This window comes from Methylocystis echinoides (assembly GCF_040687965.1).
In the GTDB taxonomy this organism is placed as follows: Bacteria; Pseudomonadota; Alphaproteobacteria; order Rhizobiales; family Beijerinckiaceae; genus Methylocystis; species Methylocystis echinoides_A.
This window is the reverse complement of the sequence record NZ_CP156084.1, coordinates 1,140,086-1,153,528: the sequence shown is the minus strand read 5'-3', so window position 1 is coordinate 1,153,528 and position 13,443 is coordinate 1,140,086. Positions and strand designations below refer to the sequence as shown.

At 67.3% G+C, this 13,443-nt stretch carries 10 protein-coding genes and 1 riboswitch; of the genes, 6 read left to right on the top strand and 4 right to left on the bottom strand.

The window, feature by feature from the left end; translation table 11 throughout:
- Positions 1–164 precede the first annotated feature (164 nt).
- From sucD to RVU70_RS05450, 5 genes are all read left to right on the top strand, one after another.
- Positions 165–1,049 (top strand): succinate--CoA ligase subunit alpha, encoded by an 885-nt coding sequence (sucD, locus tag RVU70_RS05470; protein WP_363350068.1) that lies wholly within the window; start codon positions 165–167, stop codon positions 1,047–1,049.
- Between the two features lie 138 nt (positions 1,050–1,187).
- A complete protein-coding gene (locus tag RVU70_RS05465) occupies positions 1,188–4,184 on the top strand; it encodes a 2-oxoglutarate dehydrogenase E1 component (protein ID WP_363350067.1) in 2,997 nt (998 codons plus the stop codon).
- Positions 4,185–4,286: 102 nt separating this feature from the next.
- The gene (gene odhB, locus RVU70_RS05460) at positions 4,287–5,540 is read left to right on the top strand and encodes a 2-oxoglutarate dehydrogenase complex dihydrolipoyllysine-residue succinyltransferase (RefSeq protein WP_363350066.1); all 1,254 of its coding nucleotides are present in this window, start codon (positions 4,287–4,289) and stop codon (positions 5,538–5,540) included.
- Positions 5,541–5,685: 145 nt separating this feature from the next.
- On the top strand, positions 5,686–5,955 hold the full coding sequence (locus tag RVU70_RS05455; RefSeq protein WP_363350065.1) for a DUF1150 domain-containing protein: 270 nt from the start codon (positions 5,686–5,688) through the stop codon (positions 5,953–5,955).
- Positions 5,956–6,130: 175 nt separating this feature from the next.
- Entirely contained in the window at positions 6,131–6,562 is a 432-nt protein-coding gene (locus tag RVU70_RS05450) for a Rieske 2Fe-2S domain-containing protein (RefSeq protein ID WP_363350064.1), read from the top strand.
- Here the strand turns inward: RVU70_RS05450 and gcvPB are convergent.
- The 4 genes from gcvPB to gcvT are packed head-to-tail and all read right to left on the bottom strand — an operon-like array spanning position 6,559 to position 10,968.
- Positions 6,559–8,088 carry an aminomethyl-transferring glycine dehydrogenase subunit GcvPB gene (gene gcvPB / locus RVU70_RS05445; protein WP_363350063.1) on the bottom strand — a complete coding sequence of 510 codons (1,530 nt, stop codon included), beginning with the start codon at positions 8,086–8,088 and terminating at the stop codon, positions 6,559–6,561. The two genes, RVU70_RS05450 and gcvPB, sit on opposite strands and share 4 nt — an antisense overlap.
- Entirely contained in the window at positions 8,088–9,428 is a 1,341-nt protein-coding gene (gene gcvPA / locus RVU70_RS05440; RefSeq protein WP_363350062.1) for an aminomethyl-transferring glycine dehydrogenase subunit GcvPA, read from the bottom strand. The genes gcvPB and gcvPA overlap by 1 nt, the downstream gene beginning before the upstream one ends.
- 21 nt (positions 9,429–9,449) lie before the next feature.
- Complete coding sequence (gene gcvH, locus RVU70_RS05435) at positions 9,450–9,824, bottom strand: glycine cleavage system protein GcvH (protein WP_363350061.1); 375 nt, start codon at positions 9,822–9,824, stop codon at positions 9,450–9,452.
- Between the two features lie 10 nt (positions 9,825–9,834).
- On the bottom strand, positions 9,835–10,968 hold the full coding sequence (gene gcvT / locus RVU70_RS05430) for a glycine cleavage system aminomethyltransferase GcvT (protein WP_363350060.1): 1,134 nt from the start codon (positions 10,966–10,968) through the stop codon (positions 9,835–9,837).
- Positions 10,969–11,142: 174 nt separating this feature from the next.
- A riboswitch (glycine riboswitch) is annotated at positions 11,143–11,233 on the bottom strand.
- A gap of 163 nt (positions 11,234–11,396) precedes the next feature.
- Between gcvT and RVU70_RS05425 the strand changes: the two genes are divergently transcribed.
- The gene (locus RVU70_RS05425; protein ID WP_363350059.1) at positions 11,397–13,433 is read left to right on the top strand and encodes a hypothetical protein; all 2,037 of its coding nucleotides are present in this window, start codon (positions 11,397–11,399) and stop codon (positions 13,431–13,433) included.
- Positions 13,434–13,443 lie beyond the last annotated feature (10 nt).

Below are 13,443 nucleotides of genomic sequence, written 5' to 3'. Positions count from 1 at the left end.
TTGCCGCATGCGCCTATTCCGGGCGCTTTCCGCCTTGTAAGCGGGCGCTCTTCCCAATAGTTTGGCGGCCGCGTCATTCACCGCGCGAGACCCGGCCCCCCGTCGAGACGGGGAGCCGGAGGCTCGCGCTTTCCGCGCCGCCCGTTCTCTTTAGGAATCGCTGCATGTCCGTGCTGATCGACAAGAACACCAAAGTCATCACTCAAGGTTTCACCGGCAAGACCGCCACCTTCCATTCGGAGCAGGCGATCGCCTATGGGACCAAGATGGTCGGCGGCGTGTCCCCGGGCAAAGGCGGCTCCACGCATCTCGGCCTCCCCGTTTTCGATACGGTCGCCGAAGCCCGCGCCAAGACCGGCGCCGAGGCCTCTGTCGTTTACGTTCCGCCGCCGGGCGCGGCCGACGCCATTTGCGAGGCGATCGACGCCGAAATCCCGTTGATCGTCTGCATCACCGAGGGCGTGCCGGTGCAGGATATGATCCGCGTCAAGCGCTCGCTCTCGGGCTCCAAGTCCCGCCTCATCGGGCCGAACTGCCCCGGCGTCGTCACCGCTGGCGAGAGCAAGATCGGCATCATGCCGGGCAACATCTTTTCCCGCGGGTCGGTCGGCGTCGTGTCGCGCTCCGGCACGCTCACCTATGAAGCCGTCTTCCAGACGACCCGCGAGGGCCTCGGCCAGACGACGGCGGTGGGCATCGGCGGCGACCCGGTCAAGGGCACCGACTTCATCGAAGTGCTGGAATTGTTTCTGGCCGACGAGGCGACCAAGTCGATCATCATGATTGGCGAGATTGGCGGCTCGGCCGAGGAGGAAGCGGCCCAATTCTTGAAAGACGAGGCCAAGCGCGGCCGCAAGAAGCCGGTGGTGGGCTTCATCGCCGGCCGCACGGCGCCGCCCGGCCGCCGCATGGGCCACGCCGGCGCGATCATTTCGGGCGGCAAGGGCGACGCCGAGAGCAAGATTGCGGCGATGGAGTCGGCCGGGATCAGGGTTTCGCCCTCCCCGGCGCGTTTGGGCAAGACATTGGTCGAGGTGCTCAAAGGTTAGGCGTTGCCGCGCCCTTCTTTGCCGCCTCGGGGAGCTTAAATTAAGGGCGACGCCGTATCCTGGCGGCGCCTTAAATCAAGCCTTCGGCGGCCGCACGCGTTGCGACGCGCCGTCGTCGGCTTCAAGAGAAGCGAGAAAATGGCGCGTCTTGAAACTGATGGCGTGGCGGGGCCGGCGGCTCCCGGCGGCCCGCGTTCTACGCAAAACCAGAACTTCGCAAGCACCTCCTTCCTTCAAGGCGCCAATGCGGCCTATCTCGAAGGGCTGCTCGACGCCTATGAGGCCGATCCCGCCTCGGTAAGCCCGGAATGGGCGAGATTTTTCTCGGAAATGGGCGTCAAGCCGGGGGCGGCCCAGCAGAATGGCCCCTCCTGGGCGCGTCATGACTGGCCGCCGACAGCCAATGGCGAATGGGTGACCGCGCTCACCGGCGACGACGCGACTGCGCCGGCGAAGCCCGCCGCCGCCCCCAGGGGCGCTCCTGTCCCCCCGCCCACGGCCGTCACGGCGGATGAAATCCAGCGCGCCACGCGCGACTCGGTGCGCGCGCTCATGATGATCCGCGCCTATCGCATGCGCGGCCATCTTCACGCCAATCTCGATCCGCTCGGCCTCGAGCAACGCCACGACCATGGCGAGCTGCATCCCGAGACCTATGGCTTCAAGGACGAGGATTACGACCGCAAGATCTTCATCGACGGCGTGCTCGGCCTGCAATACGCCAGCGTCTTCGAGATGGTCACGATCCTGCGCCGCACCTATTGCGGCTCGATCGGCTTCGAATTCATGCACATCTCATCGCCGGATGAGAAGGCCTGGCTGCAGGCCCGCATCGAGGGCCCCAAAAAGGAGATCGTCTTCACCGACGAGGGCAAGCGCGCGATCTTCAACAAGCTCATCGAGGCGGAGGGCTTCGAAAAGTTTCTGGACGTCAAATATACGGGCACCAAGCGCTTCGGCCTCGACGGCGCGGAGTCCATCGTTCCGGCGCTGGAGCAGATCATCAAGCGCGGCGGCGCCCTCGGCGTCAAGGAGATGGTGCTCGGCATGGCCCATCGCGGCCGGCTCAACGTGCTCTGCCAGGTGATGGCCAAGCCCCACCGCGCGCTCTTCCATGAGTTCAAGGGCGGGTCCTTCCTCCCCGACGAGGTGGAAGGGTCGGGCGACGTCAAATATCACCTCGGCGCCTCGTCGGACCGCGAGTTCGACGGCAACAAGGTGCATCTGTCGTTGACCGCCAATCCGTCGCATCTCGAAATTGTCGACCCCGTCGTGCTCGGCAAGGTGCGCGCCAAGCAGGACCAGCATGGCGGCGACCGCCGCGTGGTGCTGCCGCTGCTCATCCATGGCGACGCCGCCTTTGCGGGTCAGGGCGTGGTGGCGGAATGTTTCGGCCTTTCGGGGCTCAAGGGTCACCGCACCGGCGGATCGGTGCATTTCATCATCAATAATCAGATCGGCTTCACCACCTATCCGCGCTTCTCGCGCTCCTCGCCCTATCCTTCCGACGTGGCGAAGATGGTCGAGGCGCCGATCTTCCATGTGAATGGCGACGATCCTGAAGCGGTCGTCTTCGCCGCGCGCGTCGCCACCGAATTCCGCCAGCAGTTCCAGAAGCCCGTCGTCATCGACATGTGGTGTTACCGGCGCTTCGGCCACAATGAAGGCGACGAGCCCGGCTTCACCCAGCCGCTGATGTACAAGAAGATCCGCGCCCATCGCACGACGCTGGATCTCTACGCCGAGAAGCTCATCGCCGACGGCCAGCTGACCCGGGCCGACGCCGACCGGATGAAGGACGCGTGGCGCGCGCGTCTCGAGGCGGAGTTCGAGGCGAGCCAGTCCTACAAGCCCAATAAGGCGGACTGGCTCGACGGCCGCTGGGCGGGTCTCAAGCCCGGTTATCAGGCGTCGGAGGACGAGCGCCGCGGCAAGACCGGCGCGCCGCTCGAATCCTTGAAGGAGATCGGCGCGAAGCTCACCACCGTCCCCGCAGACTTCCACTTGCACAGAACGATTCAACGCTTCCTCGACAATCGAAAGAACGCCATCGAGGAGGGCGTTGCGATCGACTGGGCGACGGCGGAGGCGCTCGCCTTCGGCACGCTGCTCGCCGAAGGTTATCATGTGCGGCTTTCCGGCCAGGACGTCGAGCGCGGCACCTTCTCCCAACGTCACGCCGTGCTGATCGACCAGGAGACGGAGCGCCGCTACATCCCCTTCGACCATATCGCGTCGAAGCAAGGACGCTTCGAAGTCATTAATTCGATGCTCTCGGAAGAAGCGGTGCTCGGCTTCGAATACGGCTATTCGCTCGCCGAGCCCGGCGCCCTCGTTTTGTGGGAGGCGCAGTTCGGCGACTTCGCAAATGGCGCGCAGGTCGTTTTCGACCAGTTCCTGTCGGCGGGCGAACGCAAGTGGCTGCGCATGTCCGGCCTCGTCTGCCTGCTGCCGCATGGTTACGAGGGGCAGGGGCCCGAGCATTCCTCGGCGCGTCTCGAACGCTTCCTGCAGCTCTGCGCCGAGGACAACATGCAGGTCGCCAACTGTTCGACCCCGGCGAATTATTACCACATTCTGCGTCGCCAGCTTCATCGCAACATGCGCAAGCCGCTGGTGCTGATGACCCCGAAGTCGCTTCTGCGCAACAAGCGCTGCGTCTCGCGGCTCGGCGAGATGGGCATGGCGTCGAGCTTCCAGCGCATCCTGCTCGATGACGCGGAGACGGCGGCGCAGCCGCAGGCGATGCTGAAGGGCGACGACCAGATCCGGCGCGTCGTTCTCTGCAGCGGCAAGGTCTACTACGATCTCTTCGAAGAGCGCGAAAAGCGCGGGATCGACGACGTCTATCTGCTGCGCGTCGAGCAGATCTATCCTTTCCCGCTCAAGGGCCTCGTCACCGCCATGGCGCGCTTCCGGAACGCCGACGTCGTCTGGTGTCAGGAGGAGCCCAAGAACATGGGCGCCTGGTTCTTCGTCGAGCCCTATCTCGAATGGGTTCTGGGACAGGTCGGCGGCAAAACCAAGCGCGCGCGCTATGTCGGGCGCCCGGCCTCCGCCTCGACGGCGGCGGGCACCATGTCGAAGCACCTCGCGCAGCTCAAAGCCTTCCTCGACGAGGCCTTTGCAGCCTGATTCCTCTCCCCGCCTGCGGGGAGGGGCTTGCCAATAGACCAAACCTTATTGCCCGCTCGCCGCGATCGACGCGAGGGGACGCCGCCAGGGACGATGAAAGCAATGACTGAAATTCGCGTGCCTACGCTGGGCGAATCCGTCACCGAGGCGACGATCGGCCGCTGGTTCAAGAAGCAGGGCGACGTCGTGCGCGCCGATGAGGCGCTCGCCGAACTCGAGACCGACAAGGTGACGCTCGAGGTCAACGCCCCCGCCGCCGGCGTCCTCGCCGAGATCACCGCAAAGGAGGGCGAGACGGTGCAACCCGGCGCGCTGCTCGGCCAGATCACGCCGGGCGCCGCCGCCGCGGCCGCGCCTGCGGCCCCCGCTCCGGCCGCGAAACCGGCTCCAGCCGCATCCGCCCCAGCTTCCCCCGCGCCGGCCGCCCCTGCGCCGGCGGTTGCGGCGGCTCCCGCCATGCCGCCTTCGCCCGCCGCCGCCAAGATCGCGGCGGAGAAGGGCATCGACGTTTCGCAGATCGCGGGTTCAGGGAAGCGCGGGCAGGCGCTCAAATCCGACGTGATCGACTTCGCCGCCCGCGCGCCCGCCCCGGCGCCCGCGCCGGTCGTGGAGGCGCCGCCGCCCGCGCCGCGTCCGCCCGCGCCGCAGGAGGATGTCGCGCGCGAGGAGCGCGTGAAGATGAGCCGCCTGCGCCAGACGATCGCCCGGCGCCTCAAGGAAGCGCAGAACGTCGCCGCCATGCTCACGACTTTCAACGAAGTCGACATGTCGGCGCTGATCGCGCAGCGCACGAAATACAAAGAGCTTTTCGAGAAGAAGCACGGCGTGAAGCTCGGCTTCATGGGCTATTTCGTGAAGGCCTGCTGTCAGGCCCTCGAAGAAATTCCCGCCGTCAACGCCGAGATCGACGGGACCGACATCATCTACAAGCGCTTCTGCCATATCGGCGTGGCGGTGGGCACGGACAAGGGCCTGGTCGTGCCCGTGCTGCGCGACGCCGACCGCATGAGCGTCGCCGAGATCGAGAAGGGGATCGCCGTTTTGGGCAAGAAGGCGCGCGAGGGAGCCCTCGACATCGCCGACCTGCAGGGCGGCACTTTCACCATCTCGAATGGCGGCGTCTATGGCTCGCTGATGTCGACGCCCATCCTCAACGCCCCCCAGTCCGGCATCCTCGGCATGCACAAGATCCAGGAGCGGCCGGTCGCGGTCGACGGCAAGGTCGAGATTCGCCCGATGATGTATCTGGCGCTTTCGTACGACCACCGGATCGTCGACGGCAAGGAGGCCGTGACCTTCCTCGTCCGCGTCAAGGAAACGCTGGAGGATCCGGGGCGGCTGGCGCTGGCGCTCTAGGCGGGCGCAATACTTGGGCGCGGCTGAAGAATCGGCCGCGCCGCCTCTTTAAATCTTGTTCAAAGCGCCACACATCTCTCTTCAAGACGCGCTGCGCAGCAGGCGTCGACGGGCGGGTCTCGATCGGACGCCGAGGAGGAGTCGAATGGACGCTAAACAAGCCATAGAACGCAAGGCGCCCTTGCTGACGCCGGAGCAGTTCGCCAATCTGGGCGATGGCATGATCGCCTATGTGAAGGCCATGCGGTCGGAAGACGTCAATCGCCTCTACCCGCAGGCGCCGCACATCCAGCCGGGCCTCACGATTTTCGCGCTGATTGGCGCGGATGGCGCGCCGATTGTCCTCGCCGACTCGGAAGAGGGCGCAATCGGCAACGCTCGTGAAAACGACCTCACCATGGTGAGCCTCCACTAGAGCCATCTCCGCTCCGATCGGCTCGGAGCGGCGGGGCTCCCATTCGCTTTGCTCGACGATAACAATTGGCGCTGCACGCCGCCGCAGGCGGGTCCAGGCGCGACGGCCTCCATCGAAGACAGGCAGGAAATTTGCTTTCGTTCCAAAGAAGGCAATCAGCCGCCATGGAGGCATTATGCCGACCACAGAACTTTTCGCCGTTTGTCACGTTAACGACGTCGCCAAGCGCGGGGCCGTAGGCTTTGTCCTCGCCCGCCGCGACGGGGACAAGACGGTCCCCTTCCCCATCATGGTCGTGAGACAGGGGAAACACTACCACGCCTATCTCAACCGCTGCCCCCATCAGGGTTCGCGCATCGATTTCCAGCCGGGTCATTTCCTCGATCAGGGGCATCGCGCCATCGTCTGTGGCAAGCATGGCGCGCTGTTCGAGATCGCCACCGGCAAATGCTACGACGGCCCCTGCACAGGGGCGGCGCTGGAGAAAATCGCCGTCGTCATCGACGGCGAGGACGTTTGCATCACCGGCGTGGAGCTCGCTGAAGAGGACGGCCTCGATCGTCTGGAAAACGACGAGGCGCCTCAGATCATGATCACTTCGGATTAGTCGCCGGCCTCCCAGCGCAGCACGGGCTTTCTCGCCGCCAGCGTTTCATCGACGCGACGTCGCGGCGCGAAGCGGGGCGCTTCGATGAAGCGCTCTTTGTCCCCCTCCCGGGCGGCCCGGGCGAGATCGCGCAAGGTGGCGACGAAGAGGTCGAGTGAGGCCTTGGACTCCGACTCCGTGGGCTCGATCAGCATGGCGCCATGCACGACGAGCGGGAAATACATGGTCATCGGGTGATAGCCCTCGTCGATCATCGCCTTGGCGAAGTCGAGCGTGGCGACGCCCGAACCCTTCAGCCAGGCGTCGTCGAACAGGACTTCATGCATGCAGGCGCGATCGCCGAACGGCTGGGTCATCACGTCGCGAAGCCCGGCGCGGACGTAGTTCGCCGAGAGCACCGCGTCCTTTGACGCCTGGGCGACGCCGTCCCCGCCATGCGCCAGCAGATAGGCGAGCGCGCGCACGAACATGCCCATCTGTCCATGGAAGGCGGTCAGGCGCCCGAAGCTCTGCGTCCCCGCCGCGTCTTCGACCAGCGTCAGCCGCTCGCCGTCGCGGCGGATGAAGGGAACGGGCGCGAAGGGCGCGAGGCGTTGAGACAGCACGACAGGCCCCGCGCCCGGTCCGCCGCCGCCGTGCGGCGTCGAGAAGGTCTTGTGAAGATTGATATGCATGGCGTCGACGCCGAAGTCGCCCGGCCGCGCGACGCCGGCGATGGCGTTGAAATTGGCGCCGTCGCAGTAGAAATAGGCGCCCGCCTCATGCACCGCGTCGGCGATCTCGACGATGTCGCGCTCGAACAGGCCGCAGGTGTTGGGATTGGTGAGCATGATGGCGGCGACGTCGGGGCCGAGCGCCTCCGTCACCGCCGCGACGCGCACGGTCCCATCCGCCGCCGCCGGCACGACGCGCACCGAAAAGCCGAGCAGCGCCGCCGTCGCCGGATTAGTGCCATGCGCCGATTGCGGGATCAGCACAACCTTGCGCGTCGCGCCCTCGCCCTTGGCGGCGATTGCGGATTTGATCGCCATCATGCCGCAGAGCTCCCCATGGGCGCCGGCCTTCGGCGAGAGGGCGATGGCCTGCGTGTTGGTCAGCGTCAGCAGCCAATGGGCGAGCGTCTGCATGAGCTCGAGCGCGCCCTGGGCGGTCGAAACCGGCTGCAGCGGATGAATGTCCGCGAGGCCTTCGAGCCGCGCCATCTTCTCGTTCAGGCGGGGATTGTGCTTCATCGTGCAGGAGCCGAGCGGATACAGCCCCGCGTCGATCGAATAGTTCTTCCGCGACAGGCGCACGTAGTGGCGCATGGTCTCGGGCTCGGTGAGGCCGGGGAGGCCGATCGGCTCCGTGCGCGCGAGGCTCCCCAGGCGCGGCGCGAAAGGCGGCGGCTCGTCGACGTCGACGCCGCTCGCCTCGCGGCGGCCGCTCTCGAAGATAAGCGCCTCTTCCTGATCGAGCCCGCGATTGCCGGTGAAGGTCGCAGGCGCTTCTTCGAAGTCGTCGATATGTGCGGGGCGGTCGAGCATCAGAGCGTTTCCTTGAGCGCGGAGACAAAGGCGGCGCGGTCTTCGTCGGCGTTGGCCTCCGTCGAGGCGACGAGCAGCAGATCGTCCAGACCGGCGCCGGGGAGCAGCCGCGAGACCGGAACGCCCGCGAGCACGCCCTTCGCCGCCATTGTCTCGACAATCGCCGCGGCGTCGCCGGGGACGCGCAGCGTGAATTCGTTGAAGAAGGTCCGGTTGAGGAGCTCGACTCCCGGAACCTTTTCCAGCATTTCGGCAAGCGCCACGGCGTTGGCGTGGTTGAGGCGCGCGAGCTTTGTAAGTCCCGCTTCGCCGAGCAGCGTCAGGTGGATCGTGAAGGCCAGCGCGCAGAGGCCGGAATTGGTGCAGATATTGGAGGTCGCCTTGTCGCGGCGGATGTGCTGCTCGCGGGTTGAAAGCGTCAGCACGAAGGAGCGGCGTCCGTCGGCGTCGACGCTCTCGCCGGCGAGCCGGCCCGGCATCTGCCGCACAAACTCGTTGCGCGTCGCAAACAAGCCGACATAGGGCCCGCCGAAATTGAGCGCATTGCCGATCGACTGACCTTCGCCCACGACGATATCCGCGCCCATCGCGCCCGGCGGCGTAACGAGGCCGAGCGACACCGCCTCCGTGAACACGGCGACGAGCAGCGCGCCGTGACGATGGCAGGCCTCGGCGATCGGCGTGAGGTCACGCAGATTGCCGAAGACGTCGGGGGTCTGCACGACGACGCAGGAGAGCGTGTCGTCGATCTGCGCAATGAGATCTTCCACGCCTCTGGGGTCGGGCGCCATGTCGGCGACCGCATCCTCGGCGAGGCGCGAGATCGTACGCACGACCTCGGCGTAATGCGGATGCAATCCGCCGGAGAGCAGCGCCTTGCGCCGCTTCGTCAGCCGATGCGCCATCAGAACGGCTTCGGCCGTTGCGGTGGAGCCGTCGTACATGGAGGCGTTGGCGACCTCCATGCCCGTCAACAACGCGACCTGCGTCTGAAATTCGAAAAGATACTGCAAAGTCCCTTGCGATATCTCGGGCTGATAGGGGGTGTAGCTCGTGAGAAACTCGGAGCGCTGAACGAGATGATCGACGCTCGCCGGCACGTGATGCTTATAGGCGCCGGCGCCGACAAAGAACGGAACCCGGCCGGCGGCGACGTTGCGCGCCGCGAGCCGCGAGAGAACGCGCTCGACTTCCATCTCCGACTTGTGGGGCGGCAGATCGAGCGGCGACGTCAAGAGCGTCGAGGCCGGCGCGTCGGCGTAAAGGGCCTCGATGTCCGCGACGCCGATGGCGGCGAGCATGGCCTCTCTGTCGGCGTCCGACAGCGGGTGATAGCGCATCTTCGGGTTTCCTTGTGGGGGCTACAGCGTCTTCACAAAGCTTGCATAGGCGTCGGCGTCCATCAGGCCCTCGACCTCGCCGGGCGCGTCGACTTTGAGTTTCACGAGCCAGCCGCCTTGCATCGGATCTTCATTGACGAGCGCCGGCTTCTCGCCGAGCGCGGCGTTGACCTCGACGACTTCGCCCGAGATCGGCGCATAGACTTCGCTTGCCGCCTTCACGCTTTCGATGACTGCGAGCTCCGAGCCCTTCGTCACTTTTTTCCCGACCTTCGGCAGATCGACGAAGACGATGTCGCCAAGCTGCTCCTGCGCATAATCCGTAATGCCGACGACGGCGGCGTCGCCGTCGAGGCGAAGATATTCGTGGTCCTTTGTAAAACGCAGGCCGGTCATGTCGCCTCCTTCAGGCGGTGGGTTTGAAATAGCGATGCGAAACGAAGGGCAGCGGCGCGACGTCGAGCGCCACGCGATTGCCGCGCAATTCGCTCACGACCTGCGCGCCTTTGTTGGCGTGCTTGCTGGCGACATAGCCCATGGCGATCGCCCGTTGCAGCGTCGGCGAGAAGCCGCCCGAGGTCACGTGGCCGGCGAGTTCGCCGCTGGTCGAGACCAGCATGGCGCCTTCGCGCACAGGCGCTTTGGACTGAGGCAGCAGCCCGACGCGCCGCCGCGCCGGCCCGTCCCGCAAGGCGGCGCTGATGCGCGCAAAGCCGGGGAAGCCGCCCTCGGCCCGCCGCCGCTTGCCGATCGACCAGGCAAGGCCCGCTTCGACCGGATCGATCGTCTCGTCGAGGTCGTGGCCATAGAGCGGCAGGCCCGCCTCGAGCCGCAACGCGTCGCGCGCGCCGAGGCCCGCGGGCTGGACGTCCTCATTGTCGAGCAGCGCCTTTACGAAAGTTTCGGCGTTTTCAGAACGGATCGAAATTTCGAATCCGTCCTCGCCCGTATAGCCGCTGCGCGAGACGAAGACGCTGGTCGGGCCTTCCTCGAAGGCGCGCCAGTCCATGAAGGAAAGGTCCTCGACGCCGGGGAGCAAAGCGCCGAGGACCGCGGCCGCGCGCGGCCCCTGCAGGGCGATCAGCGCGCGGTTCAACGGAAGGAGATCGAATTGGGGCAGTCTCTCACGGATGAAGGCGTAATCCTGCGCCTTGCGCGCGGCGTTGACGACGAGAAGCAGTCGCTCCTCCACGCCCGGCAGGCGCGTGGCCATGAGGTCGTCGAGAATGCCGCCTTTGTCGTTCAAAAGCTGCGTGTAACGCGTGTGGCCGGGGGCGAGGCCGACGAGATCGGCGGGGACGAGGCTTTCGAGCGCGGCGGCCGCGCCGGCGCCCGCGAGAATCGCCTGGCCCATGTGCGACACGTCGAAGAGACCCGCTTTCTGACGCGTGTGAAGCGTTTCCGAAACAATGCCGGAGGCATATTGCACCGGCATGTCATAGCCGGCGAAAGGGGCCATGCGCGCGCCGAGGCTGCGATGCAACGCGTCGAGCGGCAAGTGCGCGAGGGGCGCGGTCTGGAGGTTGGGCTCAGCCGTCACGAGGGACTCTCCGGCGTTGGGCGTCAAGCGCAGCTTGCGGACTTCCGCTCCCCGCGCGCCCCCTCTGTCCGGTGACCTGAGAGATTTCCCCACGCCGCTTCCGTCAAGAAGCCTTGCGGGTTACGCCCTTCGGTGGGCGAAGCGCCAGAAGCGCTGCGCCGCTTTCCAGAGTCTTTTCTTCACGCGGTCCTTTTGCCTGAGCGTTTCCGGGGCGGTTTCGCCTTCGGCGCCGGCGCGAATCGCCGGTCTCTCCCGCGAAGAAGTCCACACGGTCAAAGATGTGTCCGTTTGCCTGAGGCGTCAACCCGCTTCGCGCCGGTTTTGCGAGATTTGCGCCTCGGCCTGCGGCCCGGCTATTCTTTTGCACGCTTTCTCATGCATGGACCGTAGCGCCATGCACTCTCCAAACCACCCGGGCGCTGCGGCGAATGTGGCAAGAGCAACTAGACTATTTCTGGGACGGCGGAAGACGTCTCGTCATCGGCGGCTTCGACGGAGCCGAGCGTGCGCCGCCGTTCGCGGCGCGTCCCGCGCTCACCGTGGTTTCGGCGGGCGACATCGACTTCGAGACCGAGTCGACGCTCGCGGATGTGATCGACGCGCCGCGCTGGCGCGCCGGCGCCGTCGTCTTCGATATTCCGGCGGAGCATCGATTCGTGCGGCTCACAGCCGCTGACGGCGCGGCGCTGACGCTCTCTCTCGGGTCCGAGCGCGACCAGCCGCCGGGGGCCGACTACCGCCTGCTGATGACTCTCCTGCCGGAGGGCAATGGCCCCGCCGAAGCGGTCTTCCGGATCATCTCCCTGCCGGCGCGGGGAGACGTCGAGCGTCTCGCCCGCGAGCAAACTGCTTCCGCCGGGGCGCGGCTCGTCTGGGCCTTCGGCCAGCGCCGCGCCTTCGAACAGGGCGCGGATGGCGGGCTCGTGCTGCGTCTCGCGCCGGCCCGGCGCATTTTTCCCGCCTATCAGAGCCGCCTGCTGCTCGAGGCGCGCCCGCTCGAGGCGGAGGCGGCCGCCGATACCCGCGAGGCGCCCTTCGCCGTCATGCAGCACTGGGTCGCCGAGAATGGCGCGCCGCGCGTCGGCCTGCGCCTGCGCATCCCCGATTCGCTCGAGGAGAGCGCGACGCTCGTTGGGCGCGCCTGCGTCGCCATCGCGCTCAATCAGCGCCGGCGCCTGCGCGGCTGGATGCAGGAGCAGAAGCAGGGCGGCGAGCCCATCGTCGATCCGCTCACCTTCGATGACATCCGCCAGGCGACGGGCGAACCTGCAGAGCACCCGGACGCGGTCGAATCGCGCGACGCCGTCGTCGTGTTGAACCTCCTCAATCTGCTGCTCGATCCCGCGTCTCCGGAGGCCGACGGCGTCGCCGTGCGCCGCGCGCCGGAGAAGAACGCCGCCGGGCTCGGCGAAACGATCGAGATCGACTTCTACGGCGCGTCGCTCGGCGACGAGGTCGGCCTCGTCGCGCCCGCCGCGCGGCCGGGCGATCTCGGCGTCGCGCCGGTCGATCCGGGCGGGCCGCCCTTCGTGCGGCTGTTTCGCGTCGAGGCGGATGGGCTCGCGCCGCGCCGCCTCGGCGACGACGATCTGCTGCTCGACGAATTGATGCGCCGGGCCGAAAGCGCCGGGGCGCGCATGAGCACGGGCGCCGCGGCCCGCGCCTTCGCCGAGCGCGCGGCGGGGCTCAAGGGCCGGCGCGAAAAACTCGTCGCCGGGCTGAATGAGGCGTTGACCCGCGCCGGGTTTCCGCCGCGTTTGTCCGCCGCGGGTCTCTGGGACGTGTTCGAGCCGCTGCAGCAGGCGAGTTTCGCGGCGCTCGCCGCTTCCGCCGCCGCGCCCGCGCCGCTGCAGGCGGCCGGCGGCTACGGGGCTTATCGCGCCGATCCCGCCGTGGCGGCGGCGCTCGGCAGGGGAGGGCCGCTCAGTCCTCAGGCGCAGGACGGGCGGATCGGCGCGGCCGCGCGCGGCGCGCTTTCGCTCGTGGCGCGCTACGCCGCCGCCTGCGGCGCCGAGGGCATGGTCCCGCCGGGCCTCGACGCCGCCGCGCAGCTCTCCATGCTCGGCGCCTTGCTGCAGGAGGAGGACGCGCTGTCGCTGCAAGGCGCGCGCATCGGCCTCGCGCCCGATGTGGCGACGCGTCAGAGCGCGGCGCGGGCGGCGCGCATGCTGCTCGACATCAGCGCCGTCGAGCGCGCGCTCGCGCATTTCGAGAGGAGCCGCGACCCGCAAAGCGCTTCGGCGCTCGCCGATTATCTCGCCGCGCGCCGGGCCGGGCGCTGGGTCGCGGCGAGCTCCGCGCCCACGCTCGCCGCGCTCATCGCCCGCGCGGGCGTCGAGCGCGAGGAGGAACAGACCCGCGTCGTCGCCGGCATGACCGCCGCGGCCGCCGCCCCGCCGCCTCCGGCCCCGCCCGCTGCGGCGGAAAAGCCGAAAGGATTTTTCCGAAGGCTGTTCGGCGGATGAGCGATCTGGC